The organism is Hyalangium versicolor, from assembly GCF_020103695.1.
GTDB classification, from domain to species: Bacteria; Myxococcota; Myxococcia; order Myxococcales; family Myxococcaceae; genus Hyalangium; species Hyalangium versicolor.
This window is the reverse complement of record NZ_JAHXBF010000018.1, coordinates 224,622-243,082: the sequence shown is the minus strand read 5'-3', so window position 1 is coordinate 243,082 and position 18,461 is coordinate 224,622. Positions and strand designations below refer to the sequence as shown.

The 18,461-nt window shown below is 66.3% G+C and carries 14 protein-coding genes; 8 read left to right on the top strand and 6 right to left on the bottom strand.

Going from position 1 to position 18,461, the window contains the following annotated elements:
- Positions 1-7: 7 nt before the first annotated feature.
- Complete coding sequence (locus tag KY501_RS33940; protein WP_224367836.1) at positions 8-244, bottom strand: hypothetical protein; 237 nt, start codon at positions 242-244, stop codon at positions 8-10.
- A 129-nt stretch (positions 245-373) separates the two neighbouring features.
- Between KY501_RS33940 and KY501_RS33935 the strand changes: the two genes are divergently transcribed.
- Positions 374-658: a DUF427 domain-containing protein gene (locus KY501_RS33935; protein WP_224367835.1), complete on the top strand. Its 285-nt coding sequence runs from the start codon at positions 374-376 to the stop codon at positions 656-658.
- Between the two features lie 40 nt (positions 659-698).
- A complete protein-coding gene (locus KY501_RS33930) occupies positions 699-2,465 on the top strand; it encodes a hypothetical protein (RefSeq protein WP_224367834.1) in 1,767 nt (588 codons plus the stop codon).
- A 21-nt stretch (positions 2,466-2,486) separates the two neighbouring features.
- Here the strand turns inward: KY501_RS33930 and KY501_RS33925 are convergent, their stop codons facing one another.
- The gene (locus tag KY501_RS33925) at positions 2,487-4,412 is read right to left on the bottom strand and encodes a Vps62-related protein (RefSeq protein ID WP_224367833.1); all 1,926 of its coding nucleotides are present in this window, start codon (positions 4,410-4,412) and stop codon (positions 2,487-2,489) included.
- A 287-nt stretch (positions 4,413-4,699) separates the two neighbouring features.
- On the opposite strand from KY501_RS33925, the gene KY501_RS33920 reads away from it, so the two are divergent.
- The 3 genes from KY501_RS33920 (at position 4,700) to KY501_RS33910 (ending at position 7,094) form a co-directional block, all read left to right on the top strand.
- Positions 4,700-5,509 carry an AraC family transcriptional regulator gene (locus KY501_RS33920; protein WP_224367832.1) on the top strand — a complete coding sequence of 270 codons (810 nt, stop codon included), beginning with the start codon at positions 4,700-4,702 and terminating at the stop codon, positions 5,507-5,509.
- A gap of 116 nt (positions 5,510-5,625) precedes the next feature.
- On the top strand, positions 5,626-6,024 hold the full coding sequence (locus tag KY501_RS33915) for a nuclear transport factor 2 family protein (RefSeq protein ID WP_224367831.1): 399 nt from the start codon (positions 5,626-5,628) through the stop codon (positions 6,022-6,024).
- A gap of 203 nt (positions 6,025-6,227) precedes the next feature.
- Positions 6,228-7,094 carry a hypothetical protein gene (locus KY501_RS33910; protein ID WP_224367830.1) on the top strand — a complete coding sequence of 289 codons (867 nt, stop codon included), beginning with the start codon at positions 6,228-6,230 and terminating at the stop codon, positions 7,092-7,094.
- A gap of 55 nt (positions 7,095-7,149) precedes the next feature.
- Here the strand turns inward: KY501_RS33910 and KY501_RS33905 are convergent, their stop codons facing one another.
- The 3 genes from KY501_RS33905 to KY501_RS33895 form a co-directional block, all read right to left on the bottom strand.
- The gene (locus KY501_RS33905) at positions 7,150-12,387 is read right to left on the bottom strand and encodes a serine/threonine-protein kinase (RefSeq protein WP_224367829.1); all 5,238 of its coding nucleotides are present in this window, start codon (positions 12,385-12,387) and stop codon (positions 7,150-7,152) included.
- 141 nt (positions 12,388-12,528) lie between these two features.
- Positions 12,529-13,932: an FHA and sigma-54 interaction domain-containing protein gene (locus tag KY501_RS33900; RefSeq protein WP_224367828.1), complete on the bottom strand. Its 1,404-nt coding sequence runs from the start codon at positions 13,930-13,932 to the stop codon at positions 12,529-12,531.
- 134 nt (positions 13,933-14,066) lie between these two features.
- Positions 14,067-14,447 carry a hypothetical protein gene (locus KY501_RS33895; RefSeq protein WP_224367827.1) on the bottom strand — a complete coding sequence of 127 codons (381 nt, stop codon included), beginning with the start codon at positions 14,445-14,447 and terminating at the stop codon, positions 14,067-14,069.
- Between the two features lie 595 nt (positions 14,448-15,042).
- On the opposite strand from KY501_RS33895, the gene KY501_RS33890 reads away from it, so the two are divergent.
- Positions 15,043-15,390, top strand: coding sequence for a hypothetical protein (locus tag KY501_RS33890; RefSeq protein WP_224367826.1), 348 nt, complete (start codon positions 15,043-15,045; stop codon positions 15,388-15,390).
- A gap of 110 nt (positions 15,391-15,500) precedes the next feature.
- Here the strand turns inward: KY501_RS33890 and KY501_RS33885 are convergent, their stop codons facing one another.
- On the bottom strand, positions 15,501-15,929 hold the full coding sequence (locus KY501_RS33885; RefSeq protein ID WP_224367825.1) for a hypothetical protein: 429 nt from the start codon (positions 15,927-15,929) through the stop codon (positions 15,501-15,503).
- Between the two features lie 376 nt (positions 15,930-16,305).
- Between KY501_RS33885 and KY501_RS33880 the strand changes: the two genes are divergently transcribed.
- Positions 16,306-16,932: a hypothetical protein gene (locus KY501_RS33880; protein WP_224367824.1), complete on the top strand. Its 627-nt coding sequence runs from the start codon at positions 16,306-16,308 to the stop codon at positions 16,930-16,932.
- A gap of 248 nt (positions 16,933-17,180) precedes the next feature.
- A complete protein-coding gene (locus KY501_RS33875; RefSeq protein ID WP_224367823.1) occupies positions 17,181-18,416 on the top strand; it encodes a hypothetical protein in 1,236 nt (411 codons plus the stop codon).
- Positions 18,417-18,461 lie beyond the last annotated feature (45 nt).

Genomic DNA, 18,461 nt, shown 5'->3' with positions numbered 1-18,461 from the left:
GACAGCGCTACTGCGCGAGCCCGATCTGCTTCATGAACGTCTGGTTGTCCCAGAGCCAGCTGCTCGCCTCGGGCTTCTCGCTGGTGTCGCTCGATGGCTCCTGGCTGGGAACGGAGAGTTCCTTGAGTGGGCCCGGGTAGGGGCGCGCAAGCTGGACGCGGGAGATACGTTCACGCGCATCGTGCTCGATGCGCTCTCGTTCGCCGACGCGCTGGCGCTGTTGGGAGCCCTGCGAGCCTCGCATTCGGCCACCCGGAGCATGTCTTGGCTCGTCGAGAACGGGCCTCCACTGATTCAGGAGCGTCCCCGAAGGCGAACTTGGGGAGGGGAGCCCACCTCGCGATTTCGCCTCCCGCAGGCTAGCGTCGAGCCCATGAAAGCGACATGGCATGGTCAGGTGATCGCGGACAGCGCGCAGACCCTCGAGGTGGGCGGCTACCGCTACTTCCCGCGCTCGGCGGTGAGGATGGAGCTGCTCACGGCCGCGCCGAAGAACGCCAGTGACAAGGTGTGTCCGCACGGAGTCCAGTTCTACGACGTCGCCGACGCCAGCGGTCGCAGCGAGCGCGCCGCGTGGTCCTACGAGAAGCCGCAGACCTTCATGAAGCAGGTGGACCAATGGATTGGCTTCTGGGGAGATGTCACCCTCAGCGATTGACCGCTCGCGGAGCTGAGCGTTCTCCTGTGAGGGCTGAGTGGTGTCTCACCTGGCAGTATGGCTGACGCTGGCTTCTGTGTGCGTGCAGGCTCCTCTGCGCGTGGATGATCCTGCCCTGCTGCAGACTTTGGAGAGCCAAGGCTTCGACCTGGCGCGTCTGGCCTTCGTTACTCCCAAGCGCGTCCCGGACAACCAGAGCCTGTTCGAGAATGGTGCCTACCGTTCGATCGCGGAGAGCGTGACGCAGGAGCTCGAAGAGCTGGAAGACGGAGATGACTCCCTGGGCGTCTCCATGCGCCACCCCCACCGCCTCTTCGATGGCGAATGGCTGCAATCACCCCATGCGTTCTTCGAGCTGGTCGGCATCGTGAACCGGCTCGACCGCGCGCCTTTCCATCCCGAGCACTGTGGGGAGCTTCGCTTCATCTACCGTCTGGCCTACCGCATCCCCGCGAGCGAGCCGATCTACTCCCGCCTCCCATTCACCCTCAGCGTGGTCTTCTGGGGACCCGGAGACGCGGGTTCATGCGTCGAGGGAGCACGGGCCTGGCAGGACTTCCTCCAGGCGCTCGCGTGGGATCCCCGCTCCGTCACCCCGGCTTCGCTCGGGCCACTCGAACTCAAGTCGATCGAGCTCAACCTGCAGTCCGTGCGCTGGCCGTCCACGGTGCGGCCGGATTTCGGGGGCTACGCGGAGTATCTCCTGCGCGTCTTCCTCAAGGACGGGGACCGCTTCCAGCCGGGCTTCCTCGAGAACACTCCCGACGTGGAGCGCCTCCAGGCGGAGCCGGGCCTGAAGGAGCGGCTGCGCGCCTGGATCGCCGAGCCCAGGAACCTGGTGAAGATTGACGAAGGCGTGGTCCAGTTACCGCAGGAGTTCTTGGCCACCCGCGCGCAGTCCGTGGCGCTGGCCGGTCCCCATCGACTGGCCAACGCGCCCTCCCATCGGCTCTTCCAGGAAAGCGACTTCGCGCAGCTCTCGTTCACAGGCAGGAAGACGGTGCGATCGCCCCAGGGACTCCTGCGGCGCCTGGACGATCTCACCTGCATGGGTTGCCATCAGGGCCGCACCGCGGCGGGCTTCCACTTCCTGGGGAAGGACAGGCGCGAGACGGACGCGGTGAACTCCATCTTCGTCTCGGCCTCGCCCCATTTCCTGCTCGACCAGGCACGACGCCAGCGTTTCTTCCAGGATGTGCTGGCCGAGCGTCCCCCCGAGGCCTTCCGTGCGCCCTCTACCCAGGCCCCGGCGGGGGAGGGAGGCATCGGGGCGCACTGCGGACTGGGCGATCCATCGTTCCGCGACTGGAGCTGCGCCGAGGGGCTCGAATGCCGAGCGCTCGTGAGGGACCCGCGAGGGAGCCCCACGGGTGTGTGCATGCCACGAGAGGCCCGAGCAGGCTCCTTCTGCCAACCTGGTCAGGTGGAGCCCGCTGAAGATCCCCGCGTGGATCGCTTCCTGCCCGGCGCGGAAGTCAGCTGCGGCCCCGGTCGCCACTGCGAGGACACGGCTGTGGGCTTTCCCGGAGGCATGTGCTCGGGCGGTTGCGAGAACCTGCGTCCGGGCGAAGTGTGTGGCTCGATCGCCGTGCTCCAGACGTTCAACAAGTGCCTGTCGCGCGGGCGGCTGCCGTTCGCGAGGTGCCTGAGGGAGAACGTGCGGCCTGGGGCGCTGCAGTCCTGTGACGAGACCCAGCTCTGCCGCGATGACTACCTCTGCGCCAAGGTCTCGGAGACCCAGGGCGCCTGCATTCCTCCCTATTTCCTCTTTCAGCTGCGGGTGGACGGTCACCCGGACCCCGACTGAGAGCGGCTGCGCACCCAGCGCTCAGAACGACTTGTACGGGCCAGTTCCGATCATCTTCTGGGTGTAGTTATAGGTGCCAACCCCATAATCGATCACGAAGGTCACCTGGTTCCTCTCGTACTTGCCCCACCGGTCGGAGAAGGAGGCCCACTCCGGCTTCGTGACCTGGAGCCCCGGGACGTTTGCTGCCACGACCTGGAACTGAGCGGGGCTGTAGGCCGAGAACCGAGTCCCTTCGCCCGTGAGATCGTAGAGGTCCACCGAGGCCGTCCCAATCCAGTAATCGTAGTTCCACGCGCGCTCGTACTCCTGGCGCCCCGCGTTCGCATAGAACGCATGCGAGTAGTAGCCGGAGTAGACGACCGGGTGCCTGCCACCGAGCCAGCCGATGCTCGACTGGAGCTCGTTCGTGCCGATGGTCCTGCCTCCACCGTGCTGCGAAAGGAAGAGCGAGACGACGCTACCGGTCTGGGTGTTGACGACGACGTCGACGTGCTCCCAGTCTCCCTCGTGGCGGCCGACGTTCGGGAGCTGGTAGTTGTTGCAGAGATTGCCGGAGGCGCAGATCTCGACCCGGCCAGGGCCGTTGTACGGGTAGAAGTACCAGTACTGGATCTTGAGCTCGTTCGAACCGGCAGCCTGCTCGAGGGCGACATAGCTCTTCGCCGCCACGACATCGCCGTTCTTCAGGCTGTCCTTGTCGGCCGGGATCTGGGTCCACACCTTGGTGTAGTTGGAGAGCGGCTTGTTGCACAGGTAGTTGTCGTTCCACCCGTGCGGATCCGCCCCCTCGCTCCAGTTCGTGCAGTTCATCCCGGAGATAGGCCCACCGTAGGACCACTGAAACTCCACCGCGGAGTCGTGGCAGAGATAGTTGTCATTCCACGTGTGCGGGTCCGCAGGCTCGTTGACCTGGATGCACGTCTTCTTGCCTGCGATAGGCCCCGAGGACGACCAGGAGAATGTGATCCCGAGGTCGTTGCAGAAGTAGTTGTCGTTCCAGGTGTACGGGTCGGCGCCCTCGGTGATCTGCGTGCAGGTCATGCCGGCGATCGGGCCGCTCGGCGACCAGCGGAAGTGACTGCTGCTCGTCACGTAGTCATTGACGGTGCTTCGGAGCGAGCTCGCGCTCTGGGTGAGGCCCTGAGGGAGCGTGGAGTAGGACGCCAGGTGGAGCAGGTTGAACGTGTCGTAATCGGAGTCGGCCTCGCCGGAGAGCAGCAGCCCCGCGTGGAGCTCCACGTTCTGGAGGTAGTGCTGGACGTTGTCGGGCATGTACGTCTCGGACGGGTGCAGCACGACGACGGGCGAGTACCGCTGGACGACCGTGTTGATGTCGCTCATGTCGGGCGTCATCCTGAATGCGTAGTCCGAGGGGAGCCCAGCGCCCGCGCTTCCGCCCCCGCCGCGGAGCCAACAGTATTGTTTGGCCGGGTTGAAGGTGCCGCCCGTGCACGACGCTTCGCTGACGCAGGCCAGGTAGCAGTCCGCCGCGTTGGGCGTGCTGAACTCGCGCACTCCGCCCGTTCCCCAGAACGTCTGCCCTGAGCTCAGCAGCGGTTGAAAGTACGAGTTGCGCAGGTCGGACGGCATCGTGAACGCGCTATCCGAGACGAGGCCGGCGCCGACGGTGCCTGAGCCAGTGCGGAGCCAGCAGTACTGCTTGTCCGGGTTGAAGGTACCGCCCGAGCAGGCTGCGTCGTTGAAGCAGGGCGTATAGCAGTCCGACGCGGTGATCGCGCGGAACTCCTTGAGCCCGCCGGTCCCCCAGAACGTCTTCCCGGTTTGCATGGGAGGAGCGATGCTGGAGATGGCAAGCTCCACGCTTTCAATCTTCTCGGAGCCGTTCTCCATCTCGGCCCCGCAGGCTGGAAGGAGCACGGCGAGCGAGGGAATGGCCAGGCTCAAAAGGAACAGGTTCGTCTTCGGCGATCGGGAATTCCTCATGGCGTGTCTCTTGTCCTCAGGTGGGTTTCGCAAGGAGCCTCCGGGCTCCTTGGCCTCGCGAGCCTGAGCAAGGCGCGCACCAACCACGGCGAGCCCGTGGTTTCGCGCGGTTATGTCCTCAGCCTGCCTCGTCCATGCAGGACCCGCACGAGCCGCTGCGGATTCCGCACGATGCCTGCAGAGCGGCGGCTCCTGAGGGGCCGAGGCCGCCGACCCCTGTGCATTGGAAGCGGGGGTTGGGCGAGAGGTGAGGTAGCTTCGTGCGCGTGCAACAGAGCGTCAGTGCCATGCTCGTTCAGCTGGCGGCCCCCTCTCACCTTGTTGACCCGTGTCTGCTCGCCTTGCAGCCGGTGGGGCTGTTGAGGACGCAGGTCGCGGAGGTGGCCCGAATCGGCGGGCGGGATGCGGTCGTGGCACTCGGCTCGAGCTTGTCGCGGTTGTCGTTCTCGCCGGCGCTGTACCTGCTCGAGGGTGCGGACGACACTGAGGCACTCGCGCTGCGCTGGCGCGCTCTCGAGTTCGCCTGGGGCGTGGAGCATCTGACTGCGTTCTCGAGGGAAAGCCCGCGTTCCGTGCGGCTGGCGTCTCTGCCGTTCGACGGAAGGAGGCCGTCCGGACCGCAGCGCTGGATGATTTGTGGCGCGGTCTTGGGGCTGCTGCGGGCGCAGGGGTATCGAGACGTCTCGATGGATCTCGATGACGGCGAGTCGATTCGGATCTCCTGGAGCCATGGACCGACGCGCACCTCGCCCCGGCTTCGGCTCTCGGAAGCAACGGAGGGCGCTGTGGCCCAGGTGGTCGCGTCTCTCGAGGCCGCGCCCGAAGCCGACTGGACGCCGCGCCTTCTCGCCACAGCTACCCACCAGTCGCTGCGGACCTTGAATCGCCGTTTCCAGTCACGCGGTGAGACGATTGGCGTGATGCAGAGGCGGTTACGGATCCGATCGGCGACGCTGGCGATCGCGCAGACGCAGCGCTCGTTCACCGAGGTTGCGCATGAGACCGGTTTCAGCGACGCCGCGCACCTGAGCCGATCGTTCCGAGCCGCGTCGGGGATGACGCCCAGCGAGTACAGGCGAGTCGCGCGGCGGCGGTGACAGGTGCTGCGGGCGTGTTCGTCCGCGATGCGTCGAGAGATGCACTCATCGGGGCATCGCGCAGGTTGGCGCGCAGATTCAAGTCATCGTCGCGGCTGCTTTGTACCGTCTCGCGCATGATCTCGACCCAACACAACAAGGAACTGCTGATGTCGCTGTACCAGGCGGTGGTGGCGAAGCGCTGGCACGAGGTGGAGCGACTGCTCAGCCCCGGCTTCGTCGATCACAGCCCCGAGCTCGCTCCGCTGCCGGATCGCTCCGATGGAGGTCGAGCGGCCTTCCTCGCCTACTTCCAACGCGGAAGTACGCCGCTCGACGGAGCCAAGGTCGACATTCAGCGCATGCTCTCAGACGGGGAGCTGGTGATGGTTCACTATCGCCTGGTCAACGCCGCCCACCCGACTGGCCTCGCCGTGGTGGATCTTTTCCGAGTGGTGGATGGCGTGTTCGTCGAGCACTGGGATGTGCTCCAGCCGATTCCGCCGGAGTCAAAGAACCCGCGCGCGTTCTTCTAAGTTCCCTCCCGGCATTCTTCAGCTCCTGGGCGGGGTGGGCTCTCTCTGTGGTAGACCGCCACGACAGCACCTGCCGCCGGAGCTACGTGCTGCAGCGACGATCAGAGCCCGGATTGACCCACGATGCTGACGAACTCGCAACGCCTCACCCTCATGGATTGGTCGCTGACACAGAGCGGATGATGTCGAGTCAACTCGAGGGCATGAACGACCGCATCGGCGGGTTCGAGAAGAAGCTGGAGGAAGGCGACGGCATTGCCGATTTCGCAGAGCAGTTGCGTGTCGGCCAGGAACTGGCCGGCATGGTGGAGGACGAACGGGATTTCGCCGTGATCCGCCAGTTGTTCGCTCGGGCTTCGCCGCACATGCGGCGCCTGGGCAGCCTGGCGCTGGAGGCCATCGCGCATCGCTGGTACGCCGACGCGGCGCCGCTGGCGCTACGGCACCTGGATGACGGCTTCGACTGGGTCGAGTACGACTGCATGCGCTTCTTCCTCAACCAGGCGCCGCTGGACGCGGCGACCCTGCAACGGCTCGACGACAAGCTGGCCAGAACCCGGAACGCCTTCATCACCCGGCTTGCCGAGCCGGGCTTGCTGGCATTGCGTGCGCTGGCAGCGTCCTACGAGGTGCCGATGCGTGCAGTCGAGGCGAAGGGGTTTCGATTCCAGCTTCCGGAGACCTGGCAGATCACTCGTGAAGTGGCCGATGCGGTGACGTTCTCGGCGCCGGCGATCGATTGGCTGGAGCAATCGAAGAATCCCTGTCGCAACGAGTTTCTCCTGCAGGTTGTCCGCGACGTGGACCCGGCGGAGCTGGAGGAACTGGCCGAGGTCAACCTCGAGGGCTTCGGCGTCGAAACGACCATCGATCACCCGGACCTGGTCCGCTACGCCGGGTCGCGAGCCATGCGTTACGGCACCCAGGAAACCTACCCGACCGTGCGCATTCGCGAGGTGCGCACCTACAGAACGATGCTCCTGTGCATGGATACCAAGTCGCCGCTGGCTCATCTCGAGCGAACCCTGGCGCGCAACCTGGCGATCCTCGACTCGATACAGCCGCTGTGAACCCCCCGGACGGTCAGGCCGTCTGGCTGGACACGGTGCTTGGGGCCAGGTCGGGTTACCCGTGGAAGTCGAAGAGCTCCGCCGACGCCTGCAGGACCGCGAACGCGGCGTCTCGCTGAGAAGAGGTGCTGTGGGCAGGCAGGACGATGTTCATCCGCAGGGCGATGCCCTCGGCAGTGAAGGAGCCGTCGAGCGCGAGCGGGATGAGGTTCCCCGGGTCCTCGCTCCCCTGCGGCAGGTGCCTGGCGATGTTGTCCAGCCGTAGCAGCGTGGGGCGTGAGGCCTTGAGGTGTCGATCCTTGGCGACCCGCTCCAGGCGGTAGATGAACGGGAACAGCCGCAAGACGCGCCGGTCGAATTCCTCCAGCTTCGCCATGACCAGGTGCGCACGCTCGTCGGCCCCTACCTTCATGGGCTCCTGCTGCCGCGGTTCGGGCAGGGCCTGGAGACTGCCGGTCTTCCGACGAGACTCCATGAGCGCCTGCAGCTCCTGCTCGTAATCTCCCCGCGCCGGGTGCCCCAGGCTGCGGACGCGCTGGAGCCAGAGCTGCGCCATCAGCGGCTGCTGGAGACGCACCCGCGCGTGCCTGGCGCACGCGGTGCCGAAGCTCTCGAGCACCCCTACGTCCAAGAGCTTCTCGGCATAGTAGCGGGCCAGGGCCTCGAAGGTGGCAGTCGCGGACTCCGGCTCCCGGAACAGATCCTGCCTGGCGATCGCACTCAACAGCGGGGCCAACGCGAGAGAGCTCGGCGGCTGGGCCAGCGCGGTGGCGAGCTGATGGACCCGCCTGGCACCCTCCCGCGGGAACCTCACCCTGTAGCTCGCCAGGGCTGAGGGAATCTTCTCCGCGCTCCCGAGCGGCTTGGACGCCGTCCGGGCCAACAGGAGCCACTGGTCCAGCCACTGCGCATCCCACGGCACCGGTTGGCTCGAGCGCTCCAGCGCATCCGCGGCCTCTCCCAGCAGCAGCTCGTACTGCTCGCCGCGGCGCTCGTTGCCCGCCACGGTTGAGAGCGCCTGCCCGAAGAGGTGGATGGCATCATCGTCCCGATCATCGATGAAGGCCGCGGCGGCCTGCTCCCGGAGCTCTCGCCACGAGAGCGGCTGGAGCACCGTCTCCAGGTACCCACGGACCTCCGAGGCCGAGGGACGCAGCCCCGGCTCCTCCGCGAGCATCTGCTGGAGCAGGCTCGTGAGGCGCGCGGGCACCTTCGCGTCCTCGCACCGGCGGCGCACCCGCTCCTCCGTGAGGGCGCCTTCGGACGGCTCACCCCCTGTCACCAGCCGGAGGAACAGCGCACCCAGCGAGTAGATGTCGGCCGCTGGCGTCCGTCGCTCGCCCCGGAGCTTCTCCGGCGCGACGTAGCCCGGAGTGCCGAGCACGGTCGTCTCCGACATCGGCCGGCTGTCCAGCCCGGAGAGCCCGAAGTCGATCAGCTTGGGCTCCCAGACGCCGAGCTCCTCGGCCACCATGATGTTTCGCGGTGACAGATCCTTGTGGACGATGCCCGCCGCGTGACACGCCCCGACGGCACCCACGATCTTCTTCAGGAGCTGGACCTGCGTGGCCAGCTCTCCGCCCGGCAGGAAGGAGCGCGCGGCGGGCGGATTCGCCTCGAGGAGGTGCTCCAGCGTGTGTCCCTGGACATGGGTGAGGACCACCACCCCTCCGTGGCGCTCGTCGATGCCGGTTCCGAGGAACCCCACGACATTCGGGTGGCGGATCCGCGAGAGGATGTCGCGCTCCCGCTCGATGCGCTGGTGCAGCCCGAGGGTGCTCGGGGGGTGGAGGCGAAGCACCACGTCAGGACCGCCCTCGTGCACGTCCTCGGCGAGCCAGATGGCCGCCTCTCCGCCTTGTCCCAACTGCTGCTTCTTCCGATAGCGCCCGAGCACCAGATCCGGATCCGGTCGCGAGGTGACGGGGAGGAGCTTCACCCTGCCAACCTCGAGCGCGGCGAGCTGCCTGCAGAGCCACTCGCCCCGCAGGGCGTAGCGCCCTCCTTCGCGCGGCTGGAGGAGGCCCATCCGCGCCAGTTCGTCGAGTTGACGCTCGGGCTCCCCGGGCTCGAACTCCACGCCGCTGCGCTGGAGCCAGGCCTCCACGTCCGCGAGGCGGGTGTCTCCGTCGAAGTCCCCGCGCTCGTGGAGCAGCGAGGCCACGGCTCGGAGGACCGTGAGCTGACGGAGCGTCGGGGCTCCATCGTCCTCATCCTCGTGGAGCATGTACCGGACGAACTCCGCCAGGCGCCCCGTCCGGACATCGTCATCCAGCAGCAGCAGGTCCACGTCCGCGGTCGTGCACCAGCGGCGCCGCTGGTGCCGCAACAGCTCCAGGAGGCTGGTGCTCAGGCGGTTGAGCACGTAGGGGTTGCCACCGCTCAGACTGGTGAGCCGCCGGCGGGTAGCCCCATCCAGCTCCAGGGGCACCTGCTCTCGCAGGTAGCGGTCTGCCTCCTCCTCGGTCAGCGCTCTCAGCTCGAAGAACTCCACGGCGTTGGCCAGGTCCGTGGACTCCTGCACGAGTCCTTTCAGGCTCTGGAGCCCGCTCAGGACGAGGGACACCTCGAGCTTTCCGCTCCGATCGTTGAAGTGCCTCAGCGCCGACAGCAGCGCCAGCCGCTCCTGTGGGGAGCCCAGCCCCGCGATCCATCTCTGGAACTCGTCCAGGATCAGCAGGACGCGCCGCTTCTCCGGGAGCGAATCCGCCAGCGTGTCGAACCAGTACAGGAAGCGCTGAGACACCTCCTCCGCGCGGGAGAGCTCCGACACGTCCAGCCGCTTCGCCTCCACGCCAGTCTGGGCCAGCGCACCCACGAGGAGCTCCGAGAGCGTCGAGAAGGCCGTGGAGACCGTCGTCATCCGGGAGCCGTTCCACGACTGGTAGCGGACGGCGAACTGCCTGCGCACTTCCTCGTCACGCTCCAGGGAGACGCAGAGGGAGCTCTTGCCTCGCCGGCGCCGCCCGAAGATGACGGCGCGAACGCTCTTGCCCAGGCGGAGCCGCTCGCGCAGCTTCCTGAAGCAGGCCTGCACGGAGGCGGAGGACAGCCGGAGTGTCTGCGCGTCTTGGAGGTCAAGCGGCTGGCCGTCATAGCCCGCGAGCTCGGCGTCCTCGGGGAGGGTCTCCTCGAAGCGCAGCGGCAGGGCGTACGTCTCACGGGCGGCGCCGCCGAACCAGGAGGCTTCGAGCACCAGCCGCAGCTCGTTGAACTGCTCCGTCTTGTCGGGATCCAGCTCGAGCCGGCAGGCGATGATGACCGAAGAGGAGTCCTCCAGGCCCTTTCCACCCAGCCAGGGGATGTGCAGCTCGACGGGAGCGGAGCCGAGAGGAGAGTCTCCCCCCGCGGGCCTGCTGACCTGGAGGCTCAGCCCCCCGATGGGGAGTTCCCCTTCGTTGCGGATACGGAGGGGCACTTCGATGTACCTCGTGCCGGGGGTGAAGAAGAGCCCCGGCGCGGCGGCCCTGGGTACCGAGAAGCTGAGCTTCGCGGCGGAGGTGCTCTCCCGCCCTCGCTCCCAGAGGCGGCTGCCCATGGCCGTGACGAAGCTCGTGACGAGCGGCCCGGTGGACTTCAGTGGTAGCACGTCGGGCTGCGGGCCTCGCCGGGACTGCCGCTCTGCATCGTCCAGGAAGTCCTCGATGGGCTCCAAGTCCTGGTGATGGGCGCCGAGCGCCCGGAGCAGGCCCGCGCGGCAGGCGGCGCTCTGCTCCCTGCCCACCAGCGCCACGGCAATGGCCAGGGCCTCCACCCACCGGCGAGCAGTCGCCGGTGAAGACTGGGAGAGCGCGGCGCCCACCTCCGCGAGGGGGGCGTGGAGGCCGCGCGCCACCAGTTCGGTGCAGACCCGCGCCAGTGCGGACGAGTGGCAGGCTGCCTGAGCGCACTCCACGAGCCTTCTCTCGAGCTCCTGGGCGTCGTTGGCGCCAGCAAGGGCCGCGAGTCGTCTCCGGCCCCGGGCCTCCAGCCGATCCCGGGCCGCGCACTGGAGGGCGAGGGCGGCCACGATCCGATCGAAGGCCATGGCTGAGGTGCCCTCGCGGACCTCCCCCCGGAGCTTCATGGCTTCGCCCAGGAACGCAAGGCACCGGGGCAGGGGCTGCACGGGGGCGTCCGCCTTTGCGGCCTCCGCCCAACGCATGAGCAGGTCGCGCGCCGCTGAACTCTCAGAGGCGGCATGGCTGGCCGTGGCGGGGAGCGCGGACGGGGCGGGCTCTGGAGCGAGAGGCGGCTCGGAGGGGGCGGCGAGAGGCAGCGAGAGGGCGTTCAGCACCCGCTCGAGATCTCCGGACAGGAACGCGAGGAGGTATTCCGTCAGTTCCAGGAGCGGGTGCGGCTCCTCTTCGCGCACCTTCGCGAGGTCCTCCCCCGAGCGCCGGAGCTGCTCCCAGTCCCCTGTCTTGAAGGCCCTGCGCGCCCGCTGGAAGGCGTTGCGAGCGCGGGGATCCAGCGACGGGTCCTCACAGGCGCTGAAGGCAAAGAGCTGAAGGGTCCGCAGCGAGCTCGCCTGGAAGTCTCGGCTGTCGAGCCCTTGCCCGAGGAGGCTCGCGAACGCATCCACGTTGGGGATGAGCCGCTTGAAGGCGACAAAGTCGACCTGCCGCGACGCCTTGCCGAGGAACGCTGCCTCCCGCGCCGCCTGCCGCAGCGGGCCAATCCCCAGCCGTGCCTCCATCCGACGCAGCACCTGCCAGAGCGTCTGAGCCTGCGCGTCGGTCAAAAGTTCGAGCGCCGGCTTGAGGGCTCCCGGCTGCGGCTTCACGCGTTCGGTGGAGAGTGTGTTGGGCTCCCGCGTGGCCATCAAGAAGAGGAAGAGGCGGGCCTGCTCCTCGCGCACTCCCGGGACGGCTTGCTTCAGGGCCTGGGTGGCCTGCTCCAGGAGCGCCCGCTCCCACCCGGCGAAGACCGGCTGGGCATTGCGCAAGGTGTCCCACAGCCCTCGCCCCAGGTTTTGCAGGACGCTGGCCCCGTGCCGCTTCAGCTCCTCCTGCAGATCTGCCCACACGCAGCAGAGGATGAACGAAGCGGGGTTCTTGCTCTCCACGATGGGACGGAGGGCCCGTTTCAAGTGGGCTGCGGGGATGCGCGATACGTGGCGAGCCCCTCCCAACCTGACTCCGCGGGTGGGGAGGATGTGTTCGAGGATGAACTGGACCTCTCCCCGGAGGATCCTCCCCGTATCGGAATGCCAGCGAGGCAGTGTGCCGAGGATCTCCTCGACCAGCGTCTGGGTGAGGACCTGCCCGAGGCTGACATGTACGGAGCCGTCCGGCGGCGCGGGCGCGGCCATGCTTCACTCCCTCTACCCTGTGCCGGGTCGAACGCGGGAGCATATCAGCCTCTCTTCGCGAGACCGCGTCCGTTGGATGTCCCCTGGATCGGAAGATGCCGGGTCACTACGGCGTGGAGCAGGTGACCCCTCGTGTTGTCCTCAAGGCTCTTCTGACTCGCCGTTTTCGGGCACGACAATCTCGTAACGCTCCAAGAGCCGCCGAAGTTGCGTGCGGTGCATCTCGAGGACGCGGGCCGTCGCCGCCACGTTACCGCCCTGTTGCCGGAGAGTCTCCTCGATACGATGTCGCTCCTCGTCCGCGAGAGGCTTGGCCCGAGACGGTGCCTCACTCGCCGGGCGCTCTCTCAGAGGCTGTCTCTGCCGTGAGGGTTCCTGGGAAGGCGCGGTGGGCCCGAATGCGGTACCCGCGCTCGGGCGCAGGTGTCTCACCTCCACGCGTTGTGCTTGCTGCAGGAGCGCGGTCTGGATGGAGCTGCGGATCTCGACCAGGAGTTCTCGGACATTCCCCGGCCATGGCCGCAACAGACATGCCTCCACCAGGGAAACATGCAATTTCAGCTCATGGCGTGCTTGCAGCACCTCACGTTGGAGGAGGAGCGGAATTTCCTCGGGGCGTTGCCGCAACGGAGGCAGGGTCACCTGGGGGCGGCCCATGCGGAAGTAGAGGTCTTCTCGCAGCTGCTTGTTGGCCACCAGCGCGCGTAAGTCCTTATTGCTGGCGGAGCAGAACTGGATATCGACCGTCCTTGAGCGCGAGGCTCCCAATGGGAACACCTCTTTGGTCTCGAGCGCCCGCAGCAGCTTGGCCTGCACCGCCAGGTCCAGCTCTACCACCTCATCGAGAAACAGCGTGCCGCCATCAGCCGACTGAAGGTAGCCCTGAACATCGGCATTGGCTCCAGAGTACGCTCCTCGCTTGGCCCCGAACAGCAAGCTCTCGGCCAGCGTCGGCGGGATCGCCGCGCAGTTCACCGCCACGAAGGGTCCCGCGCTCCGAGGGCCACTCTGATGGAACGCGCGAGCCACCCCTTCCTTGCCCGTACCACTCTCTCCATGGATGTGCAGTGCTCCACCTGCTTGCGCCGCGCGAGCCACCTCCGCCAGCAGTGCTTGGAGGGCAGGGCCCCGAATGAAGTCATCCACGGTCTTGACTCCGCGCTGCGCGAGAGGATTCACATCCGCGCAGGGCACAAATAGGGAGTCCCCCATGCGGATGACCCGCTCGGCTTCTCGAGGTGTACCGGAGGGGCAGGGCTCTCCGTCCACGAAGGTTCCGTTCTGGCTTCCGAGATCCACGGCCCAGAAGCGCTGCCCGTCGAAGCGGATCCGGGCGTGGCGCCGTGACATCCGCGGATCCTGGTGTTCGCCCAGCGCTGCAGTGCCTCGACCCAGCACCAGTTCCTGTCCATTCATGGGCAGGGCGGCAGCCAAGGCCTTGCCCGCGCAGAACAGATGCAGCAGCCCGGGGCGGCACTCCACCCCGGAGGAGTCCTTGCCAGTCGTGAGCCCGCTCGACTGCAACGTCGACTGATCCTTCTCCATGGGCGTTATCATATTGCGTTATACGGACACCTCAACACCCTCTCAGGCATCCAGGCCGTCGCTGTGGAGGGACCCTTTTGGGTCCCTCCAAGCAGGTTTGCGCCAGCAAGGCACGTCAGCCAGTGCAGCCTTGACTACTGCTGATTATCCATGAACCAGATCACGACATCCGACACCTTGAACGTACCGCTGCCGCCCACGATCTGAACGGCAATCTTGTTGTTGTTGCCCGTCTTCAGGAATCCGCCCGGGAAGATCTCGTGGAAAGGCCGGGTGAGCGCTGTATCGGCCGGGCCGTACGTAGAAACAACATTGTTGTTGATCGCGACCTGGGCCACGAGGTTGTTGCTTCCAGCCGTACCGTTGACCATGAACATGAGAACGGCATTGTGCTGGGTATCAATGCTCTGCGGGATGTTGAATACGAATTCTTGTTTCAGTTGATCAGGAGTCCCTCCCGTCTTCACGATGAACGGCGCATCCGTTGCGGTGAAAGCGATATAATTCGTGCGCATCTTCAGCCTCTTGATTGGAGGAACGGTTGTATCCGTTCCCAGTGGAGCCCGGTTGAGATGGGAAGGCGGCCCCGGGCTTCCGGCATGCCAATCCCTGCTTCTTGGCTCCGCGCTGTCTAGCGCTGAGCCAATCCCCTCGATTGCACCTCGCGTGCCGGGCCCAGGCCATATGGGCTGGCCTCGCGGGCCGAAACCAAATGCCTAAAGATCACAGGGGATTGCACTCCTCTGCCTCTCTATACAGTCGCATCATGGGAGCAAGCTGTTGGCACAGGAGCGGCCTGTGCCATGTGTGCCTTTGGCACAGGACGGACCTGTGTCAGGAAGCCGCTGTCCCAAGCAGGTGTGGAGGAGGCGAGGGCGGGGACTGAGGCAGCGGACAGCCGCGGGATAGGCAAGATTTGCCCAGGCTGGCAAAAGGCGCTGTGCAGGGCTCGCTCTCCTCAGCCCTCGGCGGGGCTCACCGCCAGGTTGCCATGAAGGAGCCGAGCAGCACCCAGGTTCGGCATGCTCATTGCTCATCTCCGGAGTGCTTGCCGGCCATGGAGGCTGGGGAGCAACACCACAAGCACCCCGAGCGGGACTGCGAGGAAGTATGAACCTGAAGCATTGCATCCAGAGGGTTGTCAGGGATTGGAACCACCGCGTCGTGGGCGCAGCGTTGGCGGTGGTGCTCGGAGCGGCCTGTGGAGGCTCCATGGACGCCGAGTCCCCGGAGCAGCACGACGGCCAGCTCCAGGAGCCGAATGAGCCGGGCGACATCGGTGAGGTGCACGCGGCCATCTGCAGCTACGGGTTCTGGCGGTGCCCCACCACCAACGAGCACTACGACTACGAGTCGCTCGCGTGCAGCCACGACTATCAGTTCAGCAAACCGAAGATGCAGGCCGTGTGTACCTCCCACTGCCCCAAGCCCTGCCAGGACTCTGGCTGGCTGCCGTAGTGAAGCACGTGAGGGCTGGCGTCGAACCGGGTTCATCCGGCCGACGCCAGCTCTCGTCTGAGCCGCCTTGAAGGCCGCCTTCCCTGAGGAAGGCGGCCTGTCTGTGTTGCTCAGAGGAGCATCTTGACCGTGCTCGAACGAGCAGTAGTGCTGAGCTGGCTGAGGGTGACGGTCGCGTAGACCTCATCGCCATGAGGGATCTTGATGGTCGTATCGGGGGCGACCGGGATCTCGCGGAAGCCGGGATCCTCGTTCAGGGTGCCCGTGATGACGTCGCGCGTCTGGTGGAAGTTCATCGACCCTGCTTGCGCAACCACCGAGGTGTACGACTTCAGCCCGAACATGAACGTGTAGCGCAGATCATCGGGAGGCTGCTCCTCATCCCCTGGGAGGTCCTCTCCCCAGAGCCTGATCACGACCTGGAACTGCTTTCCGGCTTCCGCGGGATCGAACTGCAGTGTGTAGCTCACCGTCACCTTCTTCTGATTGGGTGCGTTGGCGTTGATGATGCTGAGACCCACATTCTTTACGTCAGCCATGGCTGCCTCGTGCTCTTGCAACGGGTTGGACTTCGGGTGCGGCCCGATTTCTTGGAGCAAGCCCAGTGCCAGCGCCGGATGAAAAGGTAGGGAAGGCAGAACATCCACCCAGCCGTGAGTCCTCTGTGTTCACGCATCGGAGATGGCAACCATGTCAAAGCGGCCTCCTGGGAGGTGGGTTGGTGCAAGGAACCGAGGGGAGCCGCCGCCGGACGGGTGTGCCAGCGCCTGTGCCACGTGTGTCGTTCGAGGGTGCCAGCTCACGCAACTGCTCGAAATCATCGGTGCGACGGTTGGTCTGAGGATTGCTCATGAGTCTGTCTGTCCGGCGCAAGCGCTGGATGCAGCGACGAGACCCCAAACCCAGGATTCGCACATGAACTCGATGAAGCTCCTCTTCCTGTCAGCCGTCATCACCAGCGCCGGTGCCTGTGGCGGCTCAATCGATGACGCATCCCTCGACGAGAGCGCCGCTGCGCCAGCGGGCCAGCTCCAGAGCCCTCTGGGCGAGATGGGTTGTACGACGGTCGCCGCCAACGCCATCATCGATGAGCCGCTGGACCCGGGCTCGTTCAGCGAAACGTACAGCGCCACCTCCCTGACCAACTCCTACGGTTCAGGCTCGTGCCCGAGTCAGTTCGTGGTGGAGGTGCGGCAGACGAGAGACCGCAACCTCACCCCCATCGCCGGATGGGCTGCTTCCGAACTCATGCCGGGCAGTGAAGTCACCTGCGGATATGCCCGCCTCGAGGTGGGCGTGTACGGCCAGTATCTTTTGAGCAAGTGGGAGAAAACGGGGACTGCCAGGTACGTCGGTAAATGGGGGCCGCTCTTCGACGGCGGCCCCAGCTTCTGTACCTTCCAACCGGATCCCCAGTACCCGAACACCATCCCCTACCAGCTCTCCCCCTACTACGTCCGACTGCGTGTGGCGGTTCGTGGGACCCGCAGCTCCTTTTCAACCTTCGTCAAGGTCCAGGGTGGAGTGATGTCTCTCCAATAGCGGCACAGCCTCGCTACCCCAATACTCCTTGTTACCGCACGGGCAATTCGAGGAAGCGGACGGGATCGTGCCAGCTATCGCGGACTCGATCGGGCATCACCGGATTGGCTCGGCGAGTTTCGCCTTCAGGTGGCGGCGCGGAGCCCCAGGTTCGCGCCGCGCTTCACGGGCTCCGTTCGTCCCGGCAGCCTGCGCTGGACGGCCTCGGTGAATCCGCGCAGCGGCTCGGTTTCGGATCATGAGACACCTTGCTACTGTCCTCATGGCCCCAGGGGCTGGAGGAGCGTGTGTCCGAGCGGCAGATAGAGATGTTCTGGAGGTGCTCGAGTTGCAAGCACCGCAACCTCGGCCGACATCAGACGTGCCAGAGCTGCGGCAACGCCAAGGACGGCAGCGAGCAGTACGAGATGCCGGAGAACCCGGAGGCCGCGGCGACGGTGACCGACGAGGCCCTGTTGCGCATGGCGACCGCGGGCCCCAACTGGCGGTGCGCCTGGTGCGACAGTGACCAGCGGGCGTACGACGGCAAGTGCAAGAGCTGTGGTGCCTCGCTTCCGGCAGGCAAGGCTCTGCCCCCTCCTGCGCCGCCACCTCCTCCCGGCTCGACTGCTCTGGGGTGCTTGATCATGCTCATCGTGGGCGGAGTGGTGAGCGTCTGTTCCGTCGGAGTGGTGCGGAACGTGCGGGAAGCAGAGGAGGCCGCCTCCCTGCGGACCGTGTACGAGCTGCAGAGCGTGTCCCTGCGGGTGGAGGCCGTCTCCTGGGAGCACACGGTGATGGTGGAGCGTTATCAGTCGCTCGCGCAGGAAGGCTTCGCCGAGCAACGGCCGGCCGGGGCTTTCGATGTCCGCGCCATGGGGAAGCGGCACCATCACCATGAGAAGGTGCAGGACGGCTACGAGACCGTCTACTTCACGGAGAAGGTGCGGGACGGCTATGACACCGAGAAGTACACTGCTCGCGAGTCTTGCGGAGAGGACTGCACCACCACGCCTCGCCGCTGCCGCCAGAAATGCACGAGCAACAACAACGGCTTCGCCACATGCAAGGAGGAGTGCAGCGGAGGCGACAGGCGCTGTAGCACTCGCTACTGCACGGTGAAGAAGACGCGGCAGGTGCCTCGCTACGTGAACGTGAAGCGCTCGCGCCGGGAGCCGCGCTATCGCCAGGAGTCACGTACCGCGGAGTGGTACTCCTGGAAGGTGTGGGACTGGAGGCTGGACCGGCGGGTGAAGGCCGAGGGCATCGCGACAGGCGAACTCCGCTGGCCGACCGAGGGCGAGGTGGCTCTCGGCAGGAAATTGGGGGCGGGGGAGAAGGAGCGGAAGTCCACCCAGGCACGCTACTCCGTGTTCTTCGCGGGCGACCGGGGGCAGACCGTCACCTACGAGCCTCGAACGGAGAGTGAATTCCTCCGCTTCCCCCTCGGCACCACGCACACGCTCCGGTTGGAGCAGGGCAGGCCCGTAGCGCCCGCTCCGTAGCGTCTCCCACCGGGATGCTGGGCCAGCTGGAGTGACTGACACATT